Source organism: Haloglomus irregulare (assembly GCF_007421925.1).
Classification (GTDB): Archaea; Halobacteriota; Halobacteria; order Halobacteriales; family Haloarculaceae; genus Haloglomus; species Haloglomus irregulare.
Genome location: NZ_QMDX01000003.1, coordinates 344,512 through 367,426 on the forward strand (window position 1 = coordinate 344,512; position 22,915 = coordinate 367,426).

General features: G+C 71.4%; 27 protein-coding genes. 14 read left to right on the forward strand and 13 right to left on the reverse strand.

All coding sequences use genetic code 11. The features are described from left to right. The first annotated feature begins 44 nt into the window (after positions 1 to 44). Positions 45 to 1,085: an enolase-like domain-containing protein gene (locus DP107_RS07765; RefSeq protein WP_144261565.1), complete on the forward strand. Its 1,041-nt coding sequence runs from the start codon at positions 45 to 47 to the stop codon at positions 1,083 to 1,085. A 104-nt stretch (positions 1,086 to 1,189) separates the two neighbouring features. Here DP107_RS07765 and DP107_RS07770 read toward each other — a convergent pair whose 3' ends face one another. Next, a complete protein-coding gene (locus DP107_RS07770; RefSeq protein WP_144261566.1) occupies positions 1,190 to 2,170 on the reverse strand; it encodes a DUF5787 family protein in 981 nt (326 codons plus the stop codon). A gap of 178 nt (positions 2,171 to 2,348) precedes the next feature. Between DP107_RS07770 and DP107_RS07775 the strand changes: the two genes are divergently transcribed. From DP107_RS07775 to DP107_RS07785, 3 genes are all read left to right on the forward strand, one after another. Continuing rightward, on the forward strand, positions 2,349 to 2,876 hold the full coding sequence (locus DP107_RS07775; protein WP_144261629.1) for a hypothetical protein: 528 nt from the start codon (positions 2,349 to 2,351) through the stop codon (positions 2,874 to 2,876). Between the two features lie 78 nt (positions 2,877 to 2,954). Continuing rightward, on the forward strand, positions 2,955 to 3,905 hold the full coding sequence (mch, locus tag DP107_RS07780; protein WP_144261567.1) for a methenyltetrahydromethanopterin cyclohydrolase: 951 nt from the start codon (positions 2,955 to 2,957) through the stop codon (positions 3,903 to 3,905). Beyond that, on the forward strand, positions 3,890 to 4,417 hold the full coding sequence (locus DP107_RS07785) for a hypothetical protein (protein ID WP_238330817.1): 528 nt from the start codon (positions 3,890 to 3,892) through the stop codon (positions 4,415 to 4,417). Before mch ends, DP107_RS07785 begins: the two co-directional genes overlap by 16 nt. A 12-nt stretch (positions 4,418 to 4,429) precedes the next feature. Here the strand turns inward: DP107_RS07785 and DP107_RS07790 are convergent, their stop codons facing one another. Beyond that, the gene (locus DP107_RS07790) at positions 4,430 to 5,338 is read right to left on the reverse strand and encodes an amidohydrolase family protein (protein WP_144261568.1); all 909 of its coding nucleotides are present in this window, start codon (positions 5,336 to 5,338) and stop codon (positions 4,430 to 4,432) included. A 110-nt stretch (positions 5,339 to 5,448) separates the two neighbouring features. Here DP107_RS07790 and DP107_RS07795 point away from each other — a divergent pair, with 110 nt between their 5' ends. Both DP107_RS07795 and DP107_RS07800 read left to right on the forward strand, forming a co-directional pair. Beyond that, the gene (locus tag DP107_RS07795) at positions 5,449 to 5,934 is read left to right on the forward strand and encodes a redoxin domain-containing protein (RefSeq protein WP_144261569.1); all 486 of its coding nucleotides are present in this window, start codon (positions 5,449 to 5,451) and stop codon (positions 5,932 to 5,934) included. A gap of 43 nt (positions 5,935 to 5,977) precedes the next feature. Continuing rightward, complete coding sequence (locus tag DP107_RS07800) at positions 5,978 to 6,403, forward strand: HIT family protein (protein ID WP_144261570.1); 426 nt, start codon at positions 5,978 to 5,980, stop codon at positions 6,401 to 6,403. Positions 6,404 to 6,550: 147 nt separating this feature from the next. On the opposite strand, the gene DP107_RS07805 is transcribed toward DP107_RS07800, so the two are convergent. The 4 genes from DP107_RS07805 to DP107_RS07820 are packed head-to-tail and all read right to left on the reverse strand — an operon-like array spanning position 6,551 to position 11,068. Next, entirely contained in the window at positions 6,551 to 7,705 is a 1,155-nt protein-coding gene (locus DP107_RS07805) for an ABC transporter ATP-binding protein (RefSeq protein WP_144261571.1), read from the reverse strand. A 31-nt stretch (positions 7,706 to 7,736) separates the two neighbouring features. Next, complete coding sequence (locus DP107_RS07810) at positions 7,737 to 8,660, reverse strand: carbohydrate ABC transporter permease (protein WP_238330818.1); 924 nt, start codon at positions 8,658 to 8,660, stop codon at positions 7,737 to 7,739. Beyond that, positions 8,657 to 9,721 carry a carbohydrate ABC transporter permease gene (locus DP107_RS07815; RefSeq protein WP_144261572.1) on the reverse strand — a complete coding sequence of 355 codons (1,065 nt, stop codon included), beginning with the start codon at positions 9,719 to 9,721 and terminating at the stop codon, positions 8,657 to 8,659. Before DP107_RS07815 ends, DP107_RS07810 begins: the two co-directional genes overlap by 4 nt. A gap of 21 nt (positions 9,722 to 9,742) precedes the next feature. Beyond that, entirely contained in the window at positions 9,743 to 11,068 is a 1,326-nt protein-coding gene (locus DP107_RS07820; protein WP_144261573.1) for an ABC transporter substrate-binding protein, read from the reverse strand. Between the two features lie 159 nt (positions 11,069 to 11,227). Between DP107_RS07820 and DP107_RS07825 the strand changes: the two genes are divergently transcribed. Beyond that, positions 11,228 to 12,226, forward strand: coding sequence for an ROK family protein (locus tag DP107_RS07825; RefSeq protein ID WP_238330819.1), 999 nt, complete (start codon positions 11,228 to 11,230; stop codon positions 12,224 to 12,226). Between the two features lie 4 nt (positions 12,227 to 12,230). Here the strand turns inward: DP107_RS07825 and DP107_RS07830 are convergent, their stop codons facing one another. Further along, positions 12,231 to 12,476: a hypothetical protein gene (locus DP107_RS07830; RefSeq protein ID WP_144261574.1), complete on the reverse strand. Its 246-nt coding sequence runs from the start codon at positions 12,474 to 12,476 to the stop codon at positions 12,231 to 12,233. 131 nt (positions 12,477 to 12,607) lie between these two features. Between DP107_RS07830 and DP107_RS07835 the strand changes: the two genes are divergently transcribed. After that, a complete protein-coding gene (locus tag DP107_RS07835; protein WP_144261575.1) occupies positions 12,608 to 13,390 on the forward strand; it encodes a ParA family protein in 783 nt (260 codons plus the stop codon). A 99-nt stretch (positions 13,391 to 13,489) separates the two neighbouring features. Continuing rightward, positions 13,490 to 14,440: a twin-arginine translocation signal domain-containing protein gene (locus DP107_RS07840; RefSeq protein ID WP_144261576.1), complete on the forward strand. Its 951-nt coding sequence runs from the start codon at positions 13,490 to 13,492 to the stop codon at positions 14,438 to 14,440. Positions 14,441 to 14,443: 3 nt separating this feature from the next. On the opposite strand, the gene DP107_RS07845 is transcribed toward DP107_RS07840, so the two are convergent. Then, complete coding sequence (locus DP107_RS07845; RefSeq protein ID WP_144261577.1) at positions 14,444 to 14,938, reverse strand: DUF7858 family protein; 495 nt, start codon at positions 14,936 to 14,938, stop codon at positions 14,444 to 14,446. Between the two features lie 169 nt (positions 14,939 to 15,107). Between DP107_RS07845 and DP107_RS07850 the strand changes: the two genes are divergently transcribed. Further along, positions 15,108 to 16,040: a transcription initiation factor IIB gene (locus DP107_RS07850; protein ID WP_144261578.1), complete on the forward strand. Its 933-nt coding sequence runs from the start codon at positions 15,108 to 15,110 to the stop codon at positions 16,038 to 16,040. A gap of 264 nt (positions 16,041 to 16,304) precedes the next feature. Here DP107_RS07850 and DP107_RS07855 read toward each other — a convergent pair whose 3' ends face one another. After that, positions 16,305 to 16,856, reverse strand: a complete 552-nt coding sequence (locus DP107_RS07855; protein WP_144261579.1) for a DUF7857 domain-containing protein — start codon at positions 16,854 to 16,856, stop codon at positions 16,305 to 16,307. 76 nt (positions 16,857 to 16,932) lie between these two features. Here DP107_RS07855 and DP107_RS07860 point away from each other — a divergent pair, with 76 nt between their 5' ends. Next, positions 16,933 to 17,346 carry a PaaI family thioesterase gene (locus DP107_RS07860; protein ID WP_144261580.1) on the forward strand — a complete coding sequence of 138 codons (414 nt, stop codon included), beginning with the start codon at positions 16,933 to 16,935 and terminating at the stop codon, positions 17,344 to 17,346. A 365-nt stretch (positions 17,347 to 17,711) separates the two neighbouring features. On the opposite strand, the gene DP107_RS07865 is transcribed toward DP107_RS07860, so the two are convergent. Further along, positions 17,712 to 18,554 carry a DUF7856 family protein gene (locus DP107_RS07865; protein ID WP_144261581.1) on the reverse strand — a complete coding sequence of 281 codons (843 nt, stop codon included), beginning with the start codon at positions 18,552 to 18,554 and terminating at the stop codon, positions 17,712 to 17,714. Next, on the reverse strand, positions 18,551 to 18,901 hold the full coding sequence (locus DP107_RS07870) for a DUF7855 family protein (RefSeq protein ID WP_144261582.1): 351 nt from the start codon (positions 18,899 to 18,901) through the stop codon (positions 18,551 to 18,553). Before DP107_RS07870 ends, DP107_RS07865 begins: the two co-directional genes overlap by 4 nt. A 158-nt stretch (positions 18,902 to 19,059) precedes the next feature. Here DP107_RS07870 and DP107_RS07875 point away from each other — a divergent pair, with 158 nt between their 5' ends. Then, positions 19,060 to 19,434, forward strand: a complete 375-nt coding sequence (locus DP107_RS07875; RefSeq protein WP_144261583.1) for a 30S ribosomal protein S8e — start codon at positions 19,060 to 19,062, stop codon at positions 19,432 to 19,434. A 128-nt stretch (positions 19,435 to 19,562) separates the two neighbouring features. Continuing rightward, positions 19,563 to 19,856 carry a DUF7526 family protein gene (locus DP107_RS07880; protein ID WP_144261584.1) on the forward strand — a complete coding sequence of 98 codons (294 nt, stop codon included), beginning with the start codon at positions 19,563 to 19,565 and terminating at the stop codon, positions 19,854 to 19,856. A gap of 1 nt (position 19,857) precedes the next feature. Here the strand turns inward: DP107_RS07880 and DP107_RS07885 are convergent, their stop codons facing one another. Next, positions 19,858 to 21,033: a site-2 protease family protein gene (locus tag DP107_RS07885; RefSeq protein WP_144261585.1), complete on the reverse strand. Its 1,176-nt coding sequence runs from the start codon at positions 21,031 to 21,033 to the stop codon at positions 19,858 to 19,860. A gap of 114 nt (positions 21,034 to 21,147) precedes the next feature. Between DP107_RS07885 and engB the strand changes: the two genes are divergently transcribed. Then, positions 21,148 to 21,768: a GTP-binding protein EngB gene (gene engB, locus DP107_RS07890; protein WP_144261586.1), complete on the forward strand. Its 621-nt coding sequence runs from the start codon at positions 21,148 to 21,150 to the stop codon at positions 21,766 to 21,768. Positions 21,769 to 22,010: 242 nt separating this feature from the next. On the opposite strand, the gene DP107_RS07895 is transcribed toward engB, so the two are convergent. Next, positions 22,011 to 22,889, reverse strand: a complete 879-nt coding sequence (locus tag DP107_RS07895; RefSeq protein WP_144261587.1) for a hypothetical protein — start codon at positions 22,887 to 22,889, stop codon at positions 22,011 to 22,013. Positions 22,890 to 22,915 lie beyond the last annotated feature (26 nt).

Consider the following 22,915-nt stretch of genomic DNA (forward strand, 5'->3'; position numbering starts at 1 on the left):
CGGCCCCGCGCACCGTTATGCCCCGTCCGCCCCTACGCTCCGGCATGAGCCTCTACGACGCCGTCGCGGACCTCACGCTCACCGTTGCGGGCCACGACCGGACGCGCCGCGAGCGCGACACCTCCAGCGGTTTCACACGCGCCACGACCACGTTCGCCCTCTCGGGGGGCGGGGCGACCGGCCGCGGCGAGGACGTGGCCTACGACACCCCCGACCACGAGGCGCTGGCCGAGGCCGACCCCGCGTTCGCGGCGTTCGAGGGCGAGTGGACGTTCGACGAGTTCTCCCGCGCGCTCGACGACGTGGAGCTCTTTCCGGAGCCACCCCGGCGTGAGACCGCCCGCCACTACCGGCGCTGGGCCGTCGAGTCGGCGGCCCTGGACCTGGCGTGCAAGCAGGCCGGCCGGACGCTGGGCGACCTGCTCGGCCGCGACTACGACCCCGTCCGGTTCGTCGTCAGCACCCGGCTCGGCGACGCCGGCTTCGACCGCGTCGCCGACCTGCTCGAGACGTCCCCCGACGCCGAACTCAAGCTCGACCCGACCGACGACTGGGACGCGGCCCTCGTCGACCGGCTGGCCGACACCGGCGCCGTCCGGGTGCTCGACCTGAAGGGCCTCTACGAGGGCACCCAGGTCGACCTGACGCCGGACCCGGAGCTCTACCGGCTCGTCGTCGAGGGGCTCCCCGACGCCGTCGTCGAGGACCCGCGCCTCACCGACGCCACCCGACCCGTCTTCGACGGTCGCGAGGACCGCGTCGCCTGGGACTACCCCATCACCGGCGTGGGGAGCGTCCGGGACCTGCCCTGGGAGCCCGACTGGCTCAACGTCAAACCCTCCCGCTTTGGCACCGTGCGGTCGCTGTTCGACACGCTCGACCACGCCGCCGCCCACGACATCACGCTCTACGGCGGCGGCCAGTTCGAACTCGGCGTGGGGCGCGACCAGATCCAGGCGCTCGCCGCGCTGTGCTACCCCTCCGGCCCGAACGACGTCGCCCCCGGCGGCTACAACGACCCCGAGCTCTCCCCCGACCTGGCGACGAGTCCGCTCGACCCGCCGGTCGGCTTCGGGCCGCGCTGAATGCCCTCGGCCGGTGTACCGTCTCTCCGGATGACGGCTCGGGTGTGAGGATATCCCCCGGCCGAGATCGGAACCGGCGAGGGGTATCGTCGTCGCTCGTGGCGTCACCCGGTGTCGCCGAAGCTGTCCAGCCCGGTCTGCCGACGCCGGTCGCCGGCGTCGGGGTCCCAGGCGGTCGCCGCGGCCCGTGCGGCCTCGGGGTCGACCGCCGGTGCGGTCCCGCGCTCGTGGCCGCCGCAGGCGGGACCACACTCGCTGGCGGGGTCGACGAGGCGCCCCTTCCACGGGCAGTCCGGCAGCGGGCCGACCCCGGCGCGTTCGTCGACCGTGACCCGGGCGCAGTCGGGCCACACCTCGGCGGCGGGGCGCCAGCCCTTGCCGAAGGCGCGCTCGGCGAGACGGCGGCGCGCGCGGCGCTTCTCGGCCGCGGTCACGACCGCGATATCCGTCCGTCCCGAGTGTTCGGCGAGCGGCTCGACCCCGGGGCCGTCGGCGTCGAGCGGGGTCGGCTCGCGGACCACCTCGCGCCCGCCCGTCTCCGGGTCGAACCGCCAGACGCCGACCGCGTCGGGGATGCGGTTGAGGTGGGCGCCGGTGACGTGCGAGGCCGTCGCCAGCACCACCTCGTCGACCAACCCGAGCGAGACGTCCGTCCGCAACTGCCGTTCGAGGTCGCCGGGGCGGCCGAGGTCGGGCTTGTTCTCGATGCCGCGGAGCCGCCCGGCCCAGCCCTCGGGATAGCGACCGGTAGCGCGGACCAGGTCGCGGCCGTCCCGGCGCTCGCGCTCGAGGTAGCCCGCTGTGACCGCCGCCTCGACGACGTCGTCCAGACGGTCCGGATGGGCGTCGAGCGCCTCACGGGGGTCCCGTGCGGTCCCGGGGCCGACATCGCTCTCCAGGACCGGCGCCGGTATCGTCCCGGGACAGAGCGAGACGCGGTCGTCGAAGCGGGGCCCGGGGGCCAGTTCGACCACGTCCAGCACGCGGGTACCGTGGCAGGAGGCGCCGAGCTGACGCGCGAGGAGCCCGTCGACCTGCGGCTCGCGATGCGCACAGAGGGCCAACTCGAAGGCGTACTCGCGCACACGTCGAAGTGGGAGCGGCGCGGGTTTAAACGGCGCGTCGAGGTGCCGATCCGGGCTCGAGGGGACCGAACTTGACACTGAATTACTATCCAACCGAACGGAGTTGACTCGAAATCCGAAAAATCGACTTACACCCCCTCTCCGTCCAGTCAGTCGGAGGCGGGAGCCTCCTGATATGATGAGAGACGACTACAATCCGACTCGACGACGCGTCCTGCGGACCGGCGCGGCGGCACTCGCCGCCGGTGTCGGTATCGGGAGTCTTGGAAGTGTGGCAGCGCGCGGAAACGACGATAACGGCAAGCAGTTCGGCCGCGTCTGGGCCAACGGCATCCTCTGGCGAACGAACGTGGTGCGGACGCTCGACGAGGAACCGGAGCCGAATGACGTCATCTACTTCGTCAACGACGGGACGAGAGCCTCGCTTCCCGGTGGCGGCGGAACGGCCAACGCGAACGCTAGCCCGTTCGTCTCCGAGTCCGCACCCGGCGACCGGGACTGGAACGGCGGCCAGTGGGTGCACAAAGCCGCGACCCTCGACGATGGCGTGACCCTGAGCGAGCCGCTGACCTCCGCGGCCGATGTTCGGGCCGCCGAGGCGGACGGTGAACTGACGATCGCCGACCGCCGTCCGTATCTTGACGGGACGACGACCCCGTTCGGTCCGCCACGGTACTTCCTCTGCCCGCTAAACGGCCGGGCTTGACAGGAACTCCAACCGTCCTGTCCCCCCGCCGGGGCGAGCAACCACAACTCTTTGCCCGGACCGGCCGAACGCCCGCGCATGGAGAGTCTCAACGTGATGGCCGTCGAACTCGTCGACGAGGCCATCGATTTCCAGGACGAACTCGCCATCGACACCGACGAGCTCGACAACGGGGCGACGGTGCTCGATTTCGGCGTGGAGACGTACGGCGGGCTGGAGGCGGGGCTGCTGCTGGCGGAGATCGCCACCGGCGGGCTCGCGACGGTCCAGGCCGACGCCTCCGGGACGGTCGCGGACGCGACCATACCACATGTCGAGCTGACCTGCGACCACCCGGCGCTGGCGCTGCTCTGCTCGCAGAAGGCCGGCTGGGACGAGTTCCCCGGCGGCTACGACGGGCTCGGGAGCGGCCCGGCCCGCGCCCTGGTCGCCGAGGAGGAGGAGTTCCGGCAGACGGGGTTTCAGGACGCGGCCGACTTCGCCACCCTCTGCGTGGAGTCGGACACGCTCCCCGACGAGGCGGTCGCCGAGTCCGTCGCCGACCTCGCGGGCGTCGATACGGGCAGCGTCTTCCTCCCGACCTACCGCACCGGCTCCATCGCGGGCAGCGTGACCACCGCCGCCCGGGCCGGCGAGCTGGCGGTCTACCGGCTCGCCGAACTGGACTACGACCCGCTGGACGTGCTGACCGTCACCGCGCGCGCGCCGGTCGCGCCCGTCGCGGGTGGGGAGGCGACGGCGATGGCCCGGACGAACGACGCACTCGCCTACGGCGCCCGCGTCCACCTGACGGTGGACCGTGACTTCGACCGGTTCGACGAGGTCCCCTCCACCGCGAGCGCGGAGTACGGCACCCCGTTCGAGCAGTTCTTCGAGGACGCCGACTGGAACCTGGAGGCCATCCCGCGGGAGGTGTTCGCCCCGGCCCAGGTCACCGTGGACGTGCTCGGCGGACCCACCCACGCGGTCGGGGGCACCGACGAGTCGCTGCTGGCGGAGAGCTTCGGGCTCCCATGCGGTTCAAGATAGTCCCCGCGCTGCCCGACACGGCCCGCGAGGAGCCGGCGGTGGCCCTGGACCTGCTCGCCCGGGCGCGCGATGCCGTGCCGCTGGTCCCCCGCTCGGAGGACGACTGCTGTATGCGTCTCGTGAACGCCGGCGTCGTGGCCGCCCGCGACGACGCCAGCGAGTGGCTCACCTTCGCGCGGGCCCTGGAGTTGGTGGCCGAGAGCGACCGGGGCTACCACCGCGTCCGGGACGCGCCCGACCCGACGGCCGACCCGGGGCGGGCGGCGCTCGCCGACCGCTTCCGCGAGCGCGTCTTCGGCGCGGACGAACTGCTCGCGGCGCTGGCGGCGGCCGACGACGGGCTGACCGTGGCCGGGGCCTTCGACCGGTTCCGCGACCGCATCCCGAACTGGGAGCGCCGGCGCCACACGGACACCGAGGCGGTGTGGCGCGAGCGCGTCGAGCACCTGCTGGACTGGGCCGCCGTCCTCGGGTTCGCACGGTGGGACGGGGACCGCTACCGGGCCGCCTGAACGCCGCCGCGGTTACGGCTCGGCCCCGTCGGTCGGGTGCGCGTCGGCGGCCGGCAGGTCGACCTCGGGGCCGAGGAACCGGCTAGCGGCCCCTCGGAACAGCGCGTCGAACGCCGACTCGGAGAGGTCCCGCGCCAGCAGGCCCTCGTACTCACGTTCGTAGGCGTGGGGCATGTTCGGGAAGTCCGACCCGTAGAGCACCTGCCCGGCGAGGTCCTCGAAGACGGCGTCCGGGATGGCGGCGGGGTCGAAGTCGACGTAGTCGCCGACGACGGTCGCCATCGCGAAACAGGTGTCGAGGAAGACCCGGTCGTGCTCGCGCGCGAGGTCGATGAACGCCTCGTGCTCGAACGTCCCCATGTGTGCTGCACAGGCCCGGACGTCCGGGTAGCTCCGGACGAACGACGCGAACCGGTCGATGCCGACGTGGGCGGAGTCCTCGAACATCGGCGCGGTCCCGGCGTGGAACAGGACCGGGCGACCGTACTCGGCACACAGCTCGTACGCCGGGCCGAGCCGCTCGTCGTCGGGTGCGACCTCCTGGACCGGGCACTGGAACTTCAGGCCCCGCGCGCCGGCGTCGAACGCCTCGCGGACGACCGCGCCGACGTCGTCCTCCGGGTGGACGGTCGCGAACGGGATGCACATCTCCGAGTCCGCGGCGGCGTCGACGAGCCAGTCGTTCAGCTCGCGGGCGATGCCCGCACGATGGGCGTACGGGAGCGCGACGTAGCGGGCGACGCCGTGCCGGCGGAGTTCGGCCTCGACGGCCGTGACGTCCGCGCCGTGGGGGAACTCCCAGCCGGCGACGTCGTTGAGCGACTCCCGGATGGCCCCCATCAGCCGCTCGGGCATCAGGTGGACGTGGCCGTCGACGGCGGGGGCGAGTGGGACTCCCGGCCCGCCTGAACGGTCGGTCATACCGCCGCTCTTGGCGTGACGGGGACCAAAGCCTTCCGGCGACCCGACCCCGGCACCTGGTCGCACGAACCGACGCCACGATTTTTACACATGGCGACGTACGGCAACCGATGACGATGGGGGAGACCATCCCGGATTTCACCCTCACGGGGGCGAAGGGGACGGAGATCCGCGAGTTCACGCTGTCGTCGGTCGCGGGCGACCGGCCGGCCCTGCTGGTGTTCTACATCTACGACTACAGCCCGGTCTGCGAGACCCAGATCTGCGAGATCAACGACTCCGAGTGGCTGATGTTCAACGACGACGTCACCGTCCTCGGCATCTCGACGGACGGCCCGTACAGCCACCGGCAGTTCATCGCGGACGAGGACATCACCTATCCGCTCCTGAGCGACGGCGACCTGACCGTCTACGAGGCCTGCGGCATGACCGAGGACGGGGCCGACGGCGCCCCCGAGCCCAAACGGGGGCTCGTCATCGTGGACGGGAGCCGCACGGTCCGCTACCGGTGGCAGCCCGACGACAACTGGGACGCGTGGGACACCGCGAAGATGCGCGAGACCTACGACGTGCTGGCGGCGCTCTCGTCGGCGTGAGCCGCCCCGAACCTACTTGGGCGGGCCGCCCCCAGCCACGCGCATGAGCGAGGACTGCATCTTCTGCGGCATCGTGGCCGGTGACATCCCCGGGCGCACCGTCTACGAGGACGAGGACGTGCTGGCCTTCCTCGACGCGAACCCGCTGGCGCCGGGCCACACGCTCGTCATCCCCAAGGCGCACCACGAGCGGCTGAACGACATGGACGACGGCCTGGCGGGGTCGGTGCTGGGGACGCTGAACGCGCTCGTCCCCGTCGTCGAGGACGCGGTCGACGCGCCCGCCACCACCGTCGCCTTCAACAACGGCCCCGAGGCGGGCCAGGAGGTGCCCCACGTCCACGGCCACATCGTCCCGCGCTTCGAGGGCGACGGCGGCGGCCCCATCCACACCGTCGCCGGCGACCGCCCGGACCTGAGCGAGGACGAACTGGACGACATCGCCGACCGCATCCGCGACGGCGGCTAAACACCGGGTCGCCCGCCCGGACGTTTCCAGCAGACTACCGACGTAACCTCGTTCTCCGGGGCTACACTCGCCAACGCGGCTTATGCGGGGAGAGAACCACGACTACGGCGATAATCGTGGCAGTAACGGAGAAAGCACGACCGACAGTCAGTCGCTCCGGACCGCCTGCTGGACGCCGTCGTCGTCGGGGAGGTCGCGGTTCCGCAGCGCCTCGCCGGTCGCGCGGTCGAACAGGTGGATGGCGGACTCGGGGAGGTGGGCGACGGCGGGCTGGCCGGCCTCGACCTGTTGCATCCCGCCGACGGTGGCGACGAACGTCTCCGGGTCCGTTCCGGAGCGGTCGAAGGTGAGGTAGCAGGCGTTGGCGTCGCCCATCGGCTCGACCACGTCGACGACCGTCTCGAACGCGTGGTCGCCGGGCTCGCCGACGAGTTCGATGTCCTCCGGGCGGATGCCGAGCGCGAGTTCGGTCGTGTCGCCCAGCGCGGCGTGGGTGGCCTCGCTCAGCGGGTAGTCGAACCGGTCGGCGACCAGCCGGGTCCCCTGGCGCTCGACGTCGAAGAAGTTCATCGACGGCTCGCCGATGAAGCCCGCGACGAACCGGTTGGCCGGCTCGTGGTAGCACTCCAGCGGCGTGCCGACCTGCTGGAGCACCCCCTCGTCGAGCACGGCGATGCGGTCGCCCATCGTCATCGCCTCGGTCTGGTCGTGGGTGACGTACACCGTCGTCACGCCGAGTTCCTCCTGGATGCGCTGGAGCTCGGTCCGCATGGTCGCCCGGAGCTTCGCGTCGAGGTTCGACAGCGGCTCGTCCATCAGGAACGCCTCCGGGTCCCGGACGATGGCGCGGCCGAGCGCGACCCGCTGTTGCTGGCCGCCGGAGAGGTCCGACGGTTTCCGGTCCAGCAGCTCCTCGATACCCATCATGCTCGCGCTCTCCTCGACCGTCGCGGCGACCTCGGCGTCGGCCATCCCCGTCGACTCCTCCAGGCCGAAGCTCATGTTCTCCCGGACGGTCATGTGGGGGTAGAGCGCGTACGACTGGAACACCATCGCGATGTTCCGGTCGGCCGGCGCCACGTCGTTGATGCGGCGGTCGCCGAGGCGGATCTCGCCCTGGGTGACCGACTCCAGTCCGGCGATCATCCGGAGCGTGGTGGACTTCCCGCAGCCCGAGGGGCCGACCAGGACGAGGAACTCCCCGTCCCGGATCTCCATGTCGACGCCGTCGACGGCGATGACCGCGTCGTCACTACCGTCGCTGAACACCTTCGTCACGTCCGCGAGGGTTAATGCTGCCATCGGTGGATACCTCCGCGTACCGTCTCGACACTCATGTCGCTACCCCCTCGGCGAACTTATCGCCGAACAGGACGTAGACGACGAGCGTCGGGAGCGCCGCCAGCAGCGCCGCGGCCATCCGCAGCGGGAAGTTCGTCCCCGACTGCGAGACGCCGATGCCGACCAGGTCCATCGTGACGACCGACGCGTCGCCGAACTGGATGATGGTCAGTGCGAACAGCAGGTCGTTCCAGATCTGCGTGAACTGGTAGATGAACACGACGGCGAACATCGGGATCGACAGCGGCAGGATGATGCGCCGGTAGATGGTGGTGACCGACGCGCCGTCGAGCCGAGCCGCCTCGATCATCTCGCCGGAGAGCTTCTTGTAGTGGGCCCGGAACAGCAGCGTGCAGATGGGAAGCCCGTAGGCCGTGTGCGTGATGATGAGCGCGACGAGCTTCCAGTGGTACTCCCGGACGAGCGGGAGCAGTTCGGCCAGCGGGACGAACGCCGTCCGCAGCGGCACCACGTTGTACCAGAACTGCGTCAGCGGCACCAGCACCGCCTGGTAGGGGATGAAGATGCCGGCGATGAAGAGGACGTAGATGCCGACCTGGCCCCGCCAGTCGACGGTCGTCAGGCCGTAGGCGGCCATGCTGCCGAGCAGTCCCGACAGCACCGTCGCGGGGACGACGAGGACGAGACTGTTGACCAGCCCGCCCGACAGCCCGTCGAGGGCGCCCCCCCAGGCCTCCAGCGAGAACTCGCCGGTGCCGGGGACGAGCGGTTCCAGCGGCGGCAGGAACGGCGTCTGCCCGGTGTACGACTCGGGGCTCGTGATGGCCGTCATCAACCCCGTCTCGATGGGGATGAGATAGAACAGCACCATCCCGGAGAGCACGATGTAGAGCGCGACCTTCCGGACCCGGGGGCCGACCAGGCGGTCCTCCTCGGTCGCGGGTGGGAAGCTCACAGCTCACCCCGCTGGTACTGCGAGTAGATGTACGGCGCGACGATGCACAGCGCCATCACGAACAGGACGACGGCGATGGTCGAGCCGTAGGCCCAGTTCTGGTTGGCGTAGGCCTCCCGGACCATCCGCGTCGCGAGGATGTCCGCCGAGGGGCCGGGCTGATAGCCGCCGTACATCGAGAACAGGAAGTCGAACGCCTTCAGCGCGAAGACGGTGATGACGACCAGCGCGCTGACGGTGGCGGTCCGCAACTGCGGGACGATGACCCGCCAGTACATGCGCACCGTGCTCGCGCCGTCGACGCGGGCGGCCTCGAAATGGCTGGTCGGGATGGAGCGCAACGCCGCCAGGTAGACGATCATCGCGTAGCCGCTGAACTGCCAGATGAGGGCAAAGGCCACGGCGCCCAGCTTCAACTCCGGGTTCTGGACGATCCGGACGGGCCCGAAGCCGAGCGCCTGGATGCCGAGGTTGACCAGCCCCGTCTCCGGGTTGTACATGAACAGCCAGAACTTCGCCGTCACGACGAAGGAGAGGCTCATCGGCAGCAGGTAGATGGTCCGGAACGTGTCCTCGAAGCGGACCCCCCGGTCCACCAGGATGGCCAGCACCAGCCCCAGCGCGAGGCAGGCGACCGAGAACCCGACCATCAGGAGGACGGTGTTCCCGAGCGAGTTCCAGACCGGGTCGATGGTGAGGTCCGACCACGAGGGGGTCTGGGGCTCGATGGAGCCGGACGTGACCCAGCCGCTCACGCCGGCGAGGTAGTTCACCATCGCCTGGAGCGGGTCGGCGAACGCGGCGCGGTAGTTCTCGAGGTCGAGCGAGCCGTAGTCCGGCGTGCCGAGCCCACTGAAGTCCGTCAGCGACAGCAGGACGTTCCAGGCGATTCCACCGTAGACGAACAGGCCGACCAGCAGGAAGGGTGGGAGCCAGAACGGGGCCGACCGGACGGAGTCACGGCGCAGCAGCGACCGCCAGCCGGTGGTCCGGTCGCCGGCTGGATGGGTCTCCTCCTCACCGGACCGGCGACGGCCGGATCTATCGAGCGGGTTGCGCATGAGGGGGCTGTTCGAGAGGTGTCAGTTGAAAGCGTCGACGAGGTCCTCCGCCGTGGCCTCGGCGTCGTAGCTCTCGAGGAACCCGCTGAACGCCTCGCCGATGTTCGTCGCCACGCCCGGTGCGACGGCCAGCCCGTGCTGGACCGACGGGGGCTGGTTGTCGGCGCCCGTGAAGTCGTCGAACTGGTCCTGCTGGAACGCGTTGAGCGAGGAGACGTCGGCGTCCTTGCGGGGCGGGATGGAGCCCTTCTCGCGGTTGAAGAGGACCTGTCCCTCCGCGCTCCCACAGTAGCTGAGGAACGTCTTCGTCGCCTCGGGCGAGGGGTTGTTCGCGAAGTAGGGGAACGAGTCCATGTTGAGCAGGTAGCTCCCGCTCGTGCCCGGGTAGGTGACCTGGCTCCAGTCCTCGCCGTAGTTGAAGTCGTCGGCGCCGCCGTAGGCGCCGGCCGCCCAGTCGCCCTGGTGGATGAACGCCGCGTCGCCCTCCATGACCATCGTGTTGGCCTCGGTGAAGCCGATGGAGGAGGCGTCGTCGGGGTAGTGTTCGCGGAGTGCGACGACGTTCTCCAGTGCGGACTGGACCGCGTCGACGTCGCCCTCACCGTTGATGAACGCCTCGTAGCCGTCGATGCCGGCCTCCGCGAGGAACACCGTCTCCCAGAGCTGGACCGTCGACCAGGCGCCGCTGGTCTGCTGGGCGAACGGGACCGCATCGGTCTCGCTTGCGATCGTCGCGCAGGCGTCCACCACGTCGGCCGGCGAGGAGAGCGAGGTCGGGTCGACGCCCGCCGCCTCCACGACCGCCGTGTTGTAGAACAGGTTGTTGATGCGGTGGATGTTGAGCGGAACCGTCACGAACGTCCCGTCGAGCTGGGCCTGCTGCTTCGGCCCCGGCAGGTAGTTGTCCTTCAGGTCGTCGTTCCAGACCTCGCCCTCGATGTCGGCGTACGCCTCGCCGAACTTCTCCAGGGTCTTGCCCGGCCACGTCTGGAACGTGCTCGGCGGGTCGCTCGACTGGAGCCGGTTGGAGACGACCTGGTCGAGGTTCCCTCGCGCGGCGCCGTTGACCGGCTCCTCGGCGAACTCGATGTCGGGGTGGGCCTCCTGGAACCCCTCGATGAGCGCCGCGATGGCGGCGTTCCCGTCGCCGCTGGACCAGGCGTGTAGGAGCTCGATGGCCTCGGTGCTCATCGTGTCGCTCCCGTCGCCGCTCCCGGTGTCGTCGCCGCCACCGCCGTCGCCGCCGTCGCCGCCGTCACCGGTACAGCCGGCCAGTCCGGCCGCGACCGCAGTGCCTGCCGCTCCCTTCAGTATCCGTCGTCGCGTCGTATTGCGTTCCTGTGACATAGGTTGTCTCTCGGCTATCCCCGTCAATACACACCGACTATTTAATCATAACGAAAATTAATTCGACCATGAATTAACTTGTGCGCCAACTGTTCACAGCAGAGACGCCGGTGATACGGCCCCCGGCTGTGTGAACGAAACTCGACCACGAGTAAATATATGCAGTTAAGTGACGGGGACCTCAGGTGCGAGATAATGTATGCGGGCGTGGACCTGGGTGCGACGAACGTCCGGGCGGTCGTCGCCGACGGCGACAGCACGGTCGTCGGCCGGGACCGCCGGCGCACCCCGGACGGGCCGACCGGTATCGCGGTGACGGAGGCGGTGCTGGCGACGCTCCGGGCGGCCTGTGGGGCCGCCGGGGTCGACCCGGCCGAGCTCCGGGCGGTCGGCATCGCCAGCATCGGCCCGCTGGATACCGCCGAGGGCGGTGCCACCAGTCCGGCCAACCTCGCCGACGACGTCGGGTTCGTTCCGCTGACGGGGCCGGTCGAACACCTCATCGGCTCCGACCGGGTTCACCTCCACAACGACACCAGCGCCGGGGTCATCGGTGAGCGCTTCCACAGCGACCGCAACCCCGACGACATGGTCTACCTCACCATCTCCTCGGGCATCGGGGCCGGCGTCTGCCTCGACGGCGACGTGCTCGCCGGCTGGGACGGCAACGCCGGCGAGATCGGCCACATGACCGTCGACCCCGCGGGAACGATGCGCTGTGGTTGCGGGCGGGCGGGCCACTGGGAGGCCTACTGCTCGGGGACCGGCATCCCCCGCTACGCCGAACGGCTCCACGACGGCGTGGAGACGGCGGTGCCGGTGGGGGAGCCGGAGTTCGACGCCGCGTCCGTGTTCGCCCACGCCGGTAGCGACGACTTCGCCGACCGCGTCGTCGACCGGGTCGCGCGCTGGAACGCGCTCGGCGTCGCCGACCTGGTGCACGCGTACGCGCCACTGGCCGTCCATGTCGGCGGCGCCGTGGCGCTCCGCAACGAACGGTGTGTGGTGGACCCCATCCGCGAGCGCCTGCCGGAGCTGGTGATGACGAACGTGCCGGAGGTCCGGCTGGCGTCGCTGGGCGACGATGCGGTGGTGCGCGGGGCGCTGGCCTCGGCGATGACCGGCGGGACGGGGGACCGGACGCGACTACGCCGCTGACCGGTCAGGCGCCCTCGACGAGTCGGAGCCGGTCGCCGGGCGTGACCGTCGACCGGGCCGAGAGCGACTCGGAGCCGACGGCCGACTCGCGGACGGCGGTGGTCCCGGCCGCGAGCTGCTCGGCGCCGAACTCGACGGACAGCGACGCCACCACCTCGGCCACCGTCGTCTCCCCATCGACCGAGACGTAGGCACCGCTGGTCCCGACACGCTCGCTGAGCCGCTCGGAGAACTGCACCTCGACGGTCATACGCCGTTCCACGTCACCCTTCGACTAAAAGTTTACTCGAAACCGTGTACCAGCGTCACGCTCGCGAACCGTCGCGGTCGTTCCGCTCGTAACCCACTAGATTTTATCAGTGGTACTGCGCAACGAGCGGTATGGACGGTATCGAGGACGCGGGGCCGGACCGGGCGCGCGACGACCCCACTACGCTGGCAGTCGTCGGCGCCGTCGGCGGGGCGGGCGCGACCCGTCTGACCATCGAGATCGGGACGGCGCTGGCCCGTGAGGGGCGGGACGTGGCGGTGCTCGACGCGGCCTACGCGACGCAGGGGCTGGCCGACCACGTCTCCGGGCGTATCGACCCCGACGTGACGGCCTGCGTGACCGAACCGCGGTCGCTGGCGGACGGACTGGTGACGCTCCCGCTGGACGCGGCCGGGCGGGTGGCGTGCCTGCCGGCGTACGCCCCGTTCGAGCGGGTGGCGCGGGCGAAGACGTCCGGGGCGGCCGAGGAGCTGACATCGTTCGCCGCGGAGGCGGCGGGGCGGTTCGACGCCGTGCTGCTGGACACGCCGCCGGTCGCGGCCAATCAGGCCGTGGCGGCCGTCACGGTGGCCGACCGCGTCGCGTTGGTGGCGCCGGACTCGCGCCGCGGCGCGGACGCGCTCCCCCGGGCGGCCGATCGCCTGCGCGACCTCGGCGTCGTCCCCGACTGCGAGGTGGCCAACGCCGGTGTCGGGGGCGAGGGTACCGTCGAGCGCGCGGCCGTGACCGTCCCGGCGAGCGGCGCGACGGCCCCCGACGACGCACCGGCATACCCCGGAGGCGGCGCGTTCGCGGCCGCCGTCGCGTCGGTCGCGGCGAGCACGCTCGCGGTCGAGCCGGAGCCCGACGGGGGCGGCGGGCTCGGGTCGTACGTCCCCGGGCTCTCGGAGTGAGAGGCGGTACCACGTGACCGGTCGGTTCTGTCGGTCGTTTGGATACAGCTGTCACAAGGTTTTGTGGGGAATACGTCGACCCATCGTGCAGACCCACCCGTGTCCGAACACCCGTTCACCGATGTCGGTATCTCGCGTCGGCAGTTCCTCGAGCTCTCGGCCGCGACCGGCGCGGCGCTCTCGCTGCCCGGCAACGCCACGGCCGAGGCCGACGCGGCTGCGTTCGACACCCGGTACCGCTACGTCCAGCGCCACACGCCCGCGGCCCACGCCGTGCCGACCGCCATCGACCTGACCGACGCGACCGGCATCGCCGCGGTCGGGGCCATCGACCCGGACGCCAGGACGACGACCGACCCGGCCCCGGCGGCGTTCGCCGCCCTGACCACCGAGCAGGCCGTCGCGGTCGCGGACCTGCCGACCGCGGCGGATCTCCACTTCGCCCCCGGCGGCAACCCGTTCTGGCGGCTGGGCTACTACCCGCTCGGAACCTTCCCGGACCCGGGTCGGTGTGTCGACTACCTCGACATCGAGGAGGTCGCCGCGGGCTTCGACCGGCTCGCCGAACGCCACGACCGGATGCGGACGTTCGGCATCGGGCCCAGCGTCGGCAAGTACAACTACCTCAGCGACCGCCGGGACCCCCGCGACGTGATGGTGGTCGAACTCGCCGAGGACATCGACGGCGAGCACCCGCTCGTCACGGACCGCGACCCCATCCAGGACCACCTCTGGTACATCGCACCGCTGGGCTACGCCGAGGACGAGGCGCCGGTGACGAGCATCGACGGCACGGCGTTCGACGGCACCGTCGCCGGCACGGTCGGCGGCGACGTGGCTGTCGGGACGCTCGAACTCGGCGACGGCACCATCCAGATCATCGGCAGCCTGCTGCCCCCGGCCAACCAGGGCGACCTCCACCCGTTCGGGATGCTCGACTACGCGGCGACGTACCTCGGCCACCTGGTGACGACGAACGCGCTGTTCGCACAGCAGGTCCACGAGGTCGACGACGAGGAGGTCCTCCACGTCGGCCGCGGGGGCAACTGACGACTACAGGAACTCGTCGGTCCCGCTCCGCGTCTCGGTCAGCGGGTCGCTGGTCTCGACCGCGAGTGCACTGCTCACCGCATCGCGGGCGCCCGGAACGGGATCGTGGGTCTCGACGTAGACCGCGAGCGCGAAGTCGGTCGCGTCGCCACCCGCGAGTTCGAGGGCCTCCGTTCGCGAGAGGCGAGCGTCCAGCCAGTCCCGGACGACCTCGCGGCCGGTCGGGCCGAGCGGCTGGACGGGCTCGCCGAGCCGGTGGAGTGCCTTGGTGCCCGTCACCGGCGCGACGCCGGCCTCGCGAGCCGCCGTCCCGACGCTGGCGCCGGCGGCGTACTCGGTGACCAGCGTCGCGGCCGCCGCCGGCGTGCAGGGCAGCCGGTCGGCGAACTCGCGGAACCGGTCGGCGAGGGTCGCGTCCGTATCGTCGACGGCCGCGACGCCCCGCGTCTCCTGCTCGGTGGTCACCTCCAGCCCGGCGGCGATCTCCGAGAGCGTCACGAGCAAAGGTTGGTCCGCCACGACGGTTAAATTTTGGCTGCTGCCTCGGGAAACCATCGAGCGTGAGGACAACTACCTACCGGTGACCGGTAGGTAAATCGGCACCGAACCGGCCGTCGTGGCCCCCTCGCGCTCCCTTTTGAAGGGGTATCGCGACCAATCCTCGCATATGAGCACGACGACGGCGTGCCCGGAGTGCGACGGTCGGCTGCACAGCGAGGGAACCGAGACGGTCTGTGGCGACTGCGGACTGGTCGTCGACGAGGACGCCATCGACCGCGGCCCGGAGTGGCGCCACTTCAATGACGACGACACCGACCCGCGCCGGACCGGGGCACCGTTGACTCGGAGCCGGCATGACCGGGGACTCTCGACCGAGATCGGCCGGTCGACGCGGCTGAAGGGGCGCAAACGGCGACGGGTCGCCCGGATGCGGACCCACCACCGCCGCGCCTCGATCGGCGGCAAGGCCGAGCGGAACCAGGTGTACGGGTTCACGGAAATCCGGCGGCTGGTCGCACAGCTCGAACTGCCCGAGAGCGTCCGGGACCGAGCCTGCGTCCTGTTCGAGTCAGCACAGGAGGCCGGGCTACTGCAGGGGCGCTCCATCGAGGGGTTCGCCGCGGCCGCGACGTACGCCACCTGCCGGACGGCCGAGGTGTCGCGCACCCGGTCGGAGATCGTCGACCGTGCCCGGGCGGACGCGGGCGAGTTGGCCGCCGCGTACGACGCCCTCAACCGCGAACTCGGGCTCCCGACCGGTCCCATCGACCCGACGGAGTACCTCGCCCGGTTCGCCTCGAAGCTGGACCTGCCGCGGGCGGTCGAGCGGCATGCCCGGGCCCTCGCGAGCGCCGGCGCGGACGCGGGGCTGGTCAACGGGCGGAACCCGAGCGGCTTCGCGGGGGGCTGTCTCTACGCGGCGGCCCGCGAGCACGGCCACGACCTCACCCAGCGCGAGACCGCCGAAGTGGCCGACGTGACGCCGGTCACGCTCCGGGCGGCACACCGGGACGTCCGGGACCTCGACGTGGCGGCGGAGGGGGACGGCGGCGAGGACCGGGAGCCCCGTCACGCCGGGAGCGCGCCCGCCGACGACTGACGGGCGGGAGCAGCGCCGCCAGTCCGGACGCCGACAGGGGCGTCGCGTTCACGACGGGCACTCCTCCGAGCATTCGGAACGACTCGACAACGGCGGCCCGTCCGGCCAGGACGTCGCCGGCGTCGGGTCCCCGGCCGGCGGCCATCGTGGCGAGCCGACCACCGGTGTCGATGAGCGCGCTCCCGGTCGACGCCGCGAGCGCCAGCGCCGCGGCGTCGAGCCATCGCACTGGCCCCGCCACCGGCGTCGCCAGCTCGTCCCGTCTCACGCGCGCTCGGCACCCTCCCGGGCCGTCGCCAGCCGCTCGCCGAGGACGGCGGCTCGGCGCTCCAGCGCGGCCAGCGTCTCCCCGTCGACGAGGGCCGTCGGATGCCCCGTCCGCTCGCGGCGCTCGTCCTCGACGGCTGCGACCCGCCCCTCCAGTGCCGACAACCACGCCTCGACCGCGGGCGGCAGCGCGACCCCGGTGCCGTCGCCGCGGAGCGGCGGCTCCCCCGGCGGAGACGGCGCGGGCACCGGCGTGTCGACGGCCGTGGGGTCCCCGCGCTCGAGGACGGCGTGGTCGAGTTCGACCGCCGGCTCCCGCGGCGGCGCGGGAGAGGCGTACCCCACCGCGGCGTGCTCCCCGGGTGCGAGTGTGCAACTCGCCGTCCCGTCGGTCCAGTCGGGTCCCGGGCCGCCGGACGGCGACCGCACCGGGCCGTCGAGGTGGTTCGTCAGTCGGACCCGGCGCCGGTCAGCGGTGTCGTTGTGGACGACGCACTCGACGAGCGTCAGCCCGTCCCGGTGGTCGGTCTCGCAGTCGAGCGTCGGCATGGGGACGGTGCCCCCGGCATGGTACGTGAACCTACGGGCCCCGACGCTTATCGCCCGACCGCTACAGGGGGTTCGTATGACCGACGCCAACCACGAGTTCCTCGCGAGCCACGACCACCTGCGGGACCTGGGCATCGAACTCGAGGCGCAGGACGAGGGCCGGGTCCGGGCGACGCTCGCCCACCGCGACCGCCTGACCAACCCCGGAACCGATTCGATACAGGGCGGGGTGGTGGCGACGCTGCTCGACCACGCCGCCGGCGCGGCCCTCCGCACCACGCTCGAGGACCCGCTCTCGACCCCGCACGCGTCGACGGACCTCAACGTCTCCTACCTCCGCCCGGCGGACGACGACCTGACCGCCGAGGCGACCGTCCTCCGCGTCGGCGGCTCGATGGGGGTCGTCCGCGTGGCGGTGACCGCCGGTAAGGGGGCGGACGAGCGTGTCGTCGCCGAGGGGCGGGTGACGCTGCATATCAGTCGGGGGTGACCGGCGAGTAATCACGGTATCCCGTCGATATCGGTGTTACGTGTGCAGATAACGCCGTAAATACGTGATTATGGGGGAATGTGACCGTATATCGTTCTTTCGTCCGATACGTGACGAGGGACTCACGCATATCGCCGTCTCCCGGGATCCCGGCCACGACGAAGGCACGCGTCGGTGATGTCGACCAGCCGGCACCAGCAGCCCGGTCGATCGGCGCGCCGAAGCGGATGGACGAGACCGGGTCGTGCCCCGAGTGTCCGAACTACGGGGAGGGACGACCACGACGTGGCCCTCCACGGGACGGGTGGCGTCGTCACGACGACCCACGGCTGCGGCTTCGGGTCGAGACCGGGCCCCGAGCGCGGTCAGGCGCGCAGTACGGGGGCGTCGAGCCAGCCGACCGCGGCCGCAGCGTCGGGGAACCGCCGCGCGGCGAGGACGACCGGCGCGTCCAGCCGGGCGACGCGCGCCAGCGCCAGCCGGGCCGTGACGGGGTCGGCGTCCGCCAGCCTCGTCGCGCTCGTGCCGGGCACCGCGACGACGGCCGCGTCGACCCGCTCTCTGACGGCGTCCGCGAGGGCCGCGCGGGACTCACGTCGCTCGTTCGCCACCCGGTCCTCCAGTTCCAGCCGCCGCTCGCGGGCGTCGCGCGCCCCGCGGGCCCGCCGTCGCGCCCGCTCGAGCGCCTGCTCGGCGGCGGCCCGCTCGGTCTCGGCCTCGGATAGCGCCGCCGCGGCGTCCGCGAGGTCGGCGCCGGCCGCCGTCGCGGCCGCCTCCTCGCCCGCCTCCCGGAGCGCCCGGACACGCCCGCGGAGCGAGGCCACGTGTTCCCGGCGCTCCGTGACGTCGGCGCCGGCCTCCGCCACCCGCTCGCGGGCAGCCGTCAGGGTCGCCGCCGGGGGGTCGAGGGCCCCGAGGCGGTCGGCCAGCGTCTCCACCTGCTCGCGGTTCGGCGCCCGGTGCCCCCGCGAGCGGGCGACGGCCGCCATCGCGTGCCGCCGCGCCAGCGCTCCCGCCCGCCCGCCGACCAGTCCGACGTGTTCGTGGACGGGTCCGGGCGTCGGACAGCGGACCCGGCCGTCGTCCTCGTCACGGACGGCGGCGACGAGTTCGTCCGGTGGTGGCGCCTCGGTTCCCGCGAGGTCGACCGCCCGCCCGTCGTGGCCGCCCCCGCCGAGACGGACCCGGACGGTGGCGGCCGGGCTCATCGGCCCTCGGACAGGTCCCGGGTCTTCAGTGCCTCCGGGTCCGGGTGGTCGGTTCCGGCGGCGAACCGGCGATACGGGGTACTCGGCTCCTCGCGGGCCTCGTACGCGGCGGCGGCCTCGCGCACCGTGGCGTCGATGTCCGCGAACTCGTTGAACGGGCGGGTCCGCTCGACCTGGACGTCGTCGGAGTGGCGCTCCCGGAGCCGGCACGAGAGGAAGGCGCCGTGGGCGGTCGCCTCGAACAGCGCCGCGCGGCCGAACCGCCGGACGACGGTCCGCTCGTGGCCGCGACAGACGTTCCGGAGGTCGCGTCGGGCCGCCCGTGAGTAGGTGACCACCAGCAGCACGCCGCCGACTCGCGCCCGATGGCACGTAAATTTACTGCACGAGACACGGCGTGGAATGAAATCGGCGGACCGGGACCGTTCCGCCCGTGTTCGCCGGTAGCGGCGCTGGCGCGGGCCGAGTCGTGCGATTCAAGTGGACGTCCGGCCTCTCTCCCCGTATGAAATTCCAGGGCCGCTCCACGACGAAGCGAACCGGGGGCCGACGCCGGCGGACGCACAAGAAGCGCAAGCACCAGATGGGCTCCTCGCCCACCGAGACCCGCGTCGGCGAGCCGCGCCTGAAGACGGTCGACGCCCGCGGCGGGACGTCGAAGGTCCGGGCCATCACGACGGACCGCGCGACGGTCGCCACCGACGACGGCTCCGTCAGCGCCGAGGTGGAGAACGTCGCCGAGAACGACGCCAACCCGAACTACGTTCGACGGAACATCGTCACGAAGGGCGCCATCGTCGAGACGAGCGAGGGCCGCGCCCGCGTCACGTCCCGTCCCGGCCAGGACGGCCAGATCAACGCCGTCCTCGTCGACGAGTAACCGGCCGGCCCGTTCTCCCGAGTACGGCGCGCCCGACGCGCCCGGTCGTCGACACCTCCAGCGGCGGCCGCGTTCGGACCCGGTCCGCACGAGAAAGACCCATGCGCCTCGACCATCTTCGTCCGCACATGACGAGAACGCTGGACGGCGAAGTGCTGCACGTCGTCCCTCCGGAGGAGCTCGACGACTACGAGATCGAGGAGGAGCTGCGGTCGCTGGCGGAGTCGCGCTACATCCTGGTCTGTCGTGACGGCGGCTCGCCCTCCTGGCTCGAGCGGGTGCGGTCGTTCGTCATGCGGGAGCCCATCGAGGCCGCGACGCTGGTCGCGGAGACGGGCGTCGACGAGGGCGCGGAGGTGACCGCCACCGTCCACGAGACGGATCTCCCCGGCGTGTACGAGGCGACCGACCTGCGGGCGTAGCTCAGAAGCCGCTGGCGTACTGGAACGGAACCGGGGTGAAGCAGAGCAGCCCCAGCAGGAAGGTGAGCGCGCCGACGGCTATCCGTTTCCGGTCGAGCGGCTCGTCGTAGATGGGTTCGGCGTGGCCGGCGTAGGCGATGCCCAGACTGAGGAAACCCCAGAACGTCCAGATGGCGACCGAGTCGCGGATATCGAGCCCGCGGACGAAGTAGAGGTAGCCCGCGAGCGCGAACAGCACCAGTGGGACGAACGAGGCGACCCGCTCCGCGTTCTCGCCCGCCATCGCCCGGACGAGGTGGCCGCCGTCCAGCTGGCCGACGGGGATGAGGTTGAGGAACGTGACGAACAGGCCGATCCAGCCGCCGAAGACGACCGGGTTCACCGCGGTCGAGGGGTCGCTGTAGGCGAGCGGCTGGCCCGTCAGCATCGACAGCCCGTGCAGCAGCGGCGGGTAGCCGAAGTCGATGACGATGCTGTCGGGGCTGTTCTGGACGCTCGCGGGGACCGTGATGGGGTCCATCAGCAGGCCCACCGTCGAGACGACGATGGCCGCCACGAGCCCGGCGAGCGGCCCCGCGACGCCGATATCGAACAGCGCGTCCCGGTCGGGGATACGCCCCTTCATCCGGATGACCGCGCCGAGCGTCCCGATGAACGTCGGGACCGGGATGAAGTACGGCAGCGAGGCGTCCACGTCGTGGTAGCGCGAGAGGACGTAGTGGCCCAGTTCGTGGATGCCGAGCACGGAGAGGACGGCGAGCGAGAACTTCCAGGAGTCGCCGGTGAACAGGTCGAGCGGTCCCCTCAGTGGCTCGTAGTACCAGATGGTCCCCGCGAACAGCGTCGTCAGGACCGTCAGCACAAGCATCACGACGTTCGTCCACGGGACCCCGTCGATGCCGGTGCTCCGCGGGTCGGCGACGAGGGCGTGGCGGCTCTGCTGGAGTTCGACCCCCGAGACGGGGTCGGTCTCGCTGTCCTGGACCGTCGTGAGCCGGACCTCGTAGCCGTGGTCGCGGAACAGCGGCCACACCTCCCGCTCCAGGGTCCGCTGGCCGACGCGGGGTTCGCCGACGTACACCAACTTGTCGCCGTCGTGCCGGACCTCGTCCACCCGGAACGACGACGAGAACGCCGCTACCGGCGGTCCGTCCGCCGGCGCGTCGAGATTCTCCATCACCGTACTGTCGGGGACGCGCGCGAATAAATCCCTCGTGCGAGCGCCTCGGCGACACACGTCCGGACGCCGCGGGCCGCGCCCCTTATCAGCGCCGACCGACTCCGTCCGGACATGTTCGAGACGCGCCCGGACCGCGACGCCGAGGTGGCCCTCCTCGGGCGGTCGAACGTGGGCAAATCCACGCTGATGCGGGAGATCACGGGCCATTCGTTCGACACCGGCGGGAAGCCGGGCGTCACGCGCGAGCCCAACCACTACGACTGGGCGCCGGAGGACTTCGTCGTCACGGACCTGCCGGGCTTCGGCTTCATGGCCGGGGTCGAGGAGGGCCGCCGCGAGGCCATCAAGACCGATATCGTCCGGTATCTGGAGCAGTACGCCGAACGAATCCTCGCCGGCGTGGTCGTGCTCGACGGGAAAGCCGCGGTCGACATCATCGACCGCCACTCCGGGCCCGACGAGATCCCACACACCGTGGAGCTGTTCGGCTTCCTGCAGGAGGTCGGCATCCCCGCCGTCCTGGCGGTCAACAAGATGGACAAGGTCGAGGACCGTGACGAGCGGCTGGACGCCATCGCCGACCGGTTCGGTCTCTACCCGCCCTGGCAGCAGTGGGAGGCAGAGACCATCGCGCCCATCTCCGCGAAACGTGGGACCATCGAACCGCTGAACCAGGCGGTGCGTCACCACCTCCACGCGGCCAAGCGCGACGACCTGTTCAAGTTCTTCTAGGGGCTCTCTGCCGGTTCGGGTGTCCTCGGCGCGGCGTCACCGTGCCTGTGGGCGCCACTCACCGGAAAACGGTGAGAAAGACGCCGGCCTCCGCTCGTTGCGCTCGTGCGGATGTAGCTTCCGGAATACGGCACGACTTGCCGGGACGGTATCCGACACTCCGGGGATGGTTCCGATGTTCGTTGTACCGTCGGCTACTCGGATAGATAGCCGTTCCGCCGAACCGTACAGTCGGCCGCACGTCAGCCCGTCAGCCGTGGGTTCGGGATGCTCCCGCGGCTGTCCGAACTCCCGTTTCGCGCCGCCTCGAACCAGGACGGCCGGTCGATGGGACTGACGGCCGTCACGTCGTAGACGACCGACCGGGTGACGTGCACGTGTTCGCCGTTGCGCAGCGTTCCGTCGTACGAGAGTTCGAACGACTGGACGAGGCCGCGCTCGGTCACGGTCGCCCGGAGCGAGACGTTCTCGGGCCGCCGGACGTCGGCCGCCGCGCTGAACACCGCCGGGTCGCGGAGTCGCTCGCCGATCACGGTGTACCCGGTCTCCCCGTCGGTCGCCGACCGGCCCACGACGCGGCTCTCGACTGCGGTGAACAGCGCGTAGTGGTCCCACCAGGGTTTGGGCCGGCGCAGCGAGTTGTAGAACCCGGCACCGCGGTTGTACGTCTCGTCGTCCAGGTAGCGGTACCGGGTGTCGCCGCCGCGCTGGATGCGCTCGACCAGGACGGTCCCGTTCGACCAGAACGTCGCCTCGGTCGGGGGCCCGGACGTGACGAACCCGGGCCGCCCGGCGACCGACACCGTCGACCGGAAGCCGTTCGGCCCCACCGTCGTCCGCTGGTCGGCGCGGGCGTGGACGGTGCCGTTCCGGTAGCGGACGGTCCGGTTCGAGTGGAACCGGTGGCTCCGCTTCAGCGCGGCGCCGTGGGCGTTGGCGAGGGTCAGCGGACTGGTCACCCCCTCGCTCGTGAGTCCCGGGGCGAGCCGCTCCGTGCCCGTGGACGACTCGGGGACTGGAGCCGGCGTCAGCGTGCCCTGTGGGGTGCTGCCGCCCGGGACCGCGCTGCAGCCCGCGAGCGCCAGCAGACACGCCAGTGCTACGGCTCCGGCCCGATCCATGGGCTACGTTCGGGCGCGCCCGACAT

What these genes read in the sequence shown, in the direction of transcription:
- DP107_RS07815 (WP_144261572.1), bottom strand. Translation starts at nt 9,721, where the DNA reads ATGCGCAACCCGCTCGATAGATCCGGCCGTCGCCGGTCCGGTGAGGAG.
- DP107_RS07835 (WP_144261575.1), top strand. Translation starts at nt 12,608, where the DNA reads ATGGACGGTATCGAGGACGCGGGGCCGGACCGGGCGCGCGACGACCCC.
- DP107_RS07860 (WP_144261580.1), top strand. Translation starts at nt 16,933, where the DNA reads ATGACCGACGCCAACCACGAGTTCCTCGCGAGCCACGACCACCTGCGG.
- DP107_RS07805 (WP_144261571.1), bottom strand. Translation starts at nt 7,705, where the DNA reads ATGGCAGCATTAACCCTCGCGGACGTGACGAAGGTGTTCAGCGACGGT.
- DP107_RS07880 (WP_144261584.1), top strand. Translation starts at nt 19,563, where the DNA reads ATGACGAGAACGCTGGACGGCGAAGTGCTGCACGTCGTCCCTCCGGAG.
- DP107_RS07885 (WP_144261585.1), bottom strand. Translation starts at nt 21,033, where the DNA reads ATGGAGAATCTCGACGCGCCGGCGGACGGACCGCCGGTAGCGGCGTTC.
- DP107_RS07790 (WP_144261568.1), bottom strand. Translation starts at nt 5,338, where the DNA reads ATGACCGACCGTTCAGGCGGGCCGGGAGTCCCACTCGCCCCCGCCGTC.
- DP107_RS07800 (WP_144261570.1), top strand. Translation starts at nt 5,978, where the DNA reads ATGAGCGAGGACTGCATCTTCTGCGGCATCGTGGCCGGTGACATCCCC.
- mch (WP_144261567.1), top strand. Translation starts at nt 2,955, where the DNA reads ATGGAGAGTCTCAACGTGATGGCCGTCGAACTCGTCGACGAGGCCATC.
- DP107_RS07865 (WP_144261581.1), bottom strand. Translation starts at nt 18,554, where the DNA reads ATGAGCCCGGCCGCCACCGTCCGGGTCCGTCTCGGCGGGGGCGGCCAC.
- DP107_RS07895 (WP_144261587.1), bottom strand. Translation starts at nt 22,889, where the DNA reads ATGGATCGGGCCGGAGCCGTAGCACTGGCGTGTCTGCTGGCGCTCGCG.
- DP107_RS07830 (WP_144261574.1), bottom strand. Translation starts at nt 12,476, where the DNA reads ATGACCGTCGAGGTGCAGTTCTCCGAGCGGCTCAGCGAGCGTGTCGGG.
- DP107_RS07785 (WP_238330817.1), top strand. Translation starts at nt 3,890, where the DNA reads ATGCGGTTCAAGATAGTCCCCGCGCTGCCCGACACGGCCCGCGAGGAG.
- DP107_RS07850 (WP_144261578.1), top strand. Translation starts at nt 15,108, where the DNA reads ATGAGCACGACGACGGCGTGCCCGGAGTGCGACGGTCGGCTGCACAGC.
- DP107_RS07795 (WP_144261569.1), top strand. Translation starts at nt 5,449, where the DNA reads ATGACGATGGGGGAGACCATCCCGGATTTCACCCTCACGGGGGCGAAG.
- DP107_RS07765 (WP_144261565.1), top strand. Translation starts at nt 45, where the DNA reads ATGAGCCTCTACGACGCCGTCGCGGACCTCACGCTCACCGTTGCGGGC.
- DP107_RS07875 (WP_144261583.1), top strand. Translation starts at nt 19,060, where the DNA reads ATGAAATTCCAGGGCCGCTCCACGACGAAGCGAACCGGGGGCCGACGC.
- DP107_RS07775 (WP_144261629.1), top strand. Translation starts at nt 2,349, where the DNA reads ATGAGAGACGACTACAATCCGACTCGACGACGCGTCCTGCGGACCGGC.
- DP107_RS07820 (WP_144261573.1), bottom strand. Translation starts at nt 11,068, where the DNA reads ATGTCACAGGAACGCAATACGACGCGACGACGGATACTGAAGGGAGCG.
- DP107_RS07825 (WP_238330819.1), top strand. Translation starts at nt 11,228, where the DNA reads ATGCAGTTAAGTGACGGGGACCTCAGGTGCGAGATAATGTATGCGGGC.
- DP107_RS07855 (WP_144261579.1), bottom strand. Translation starts at nt 16,856, where the DNA reads ATGCCGACGCTCGACTGCGAGACCGACCACCGGGACGGGCTGACGCTC.
- engB (WP_144261586.1), top strand. Translation starts at nt 21,148, where the DNA reads ATGTTCGAGACGCGCCCGGACCGCGACGCCGAGGTGGCCCTCCTCGGG.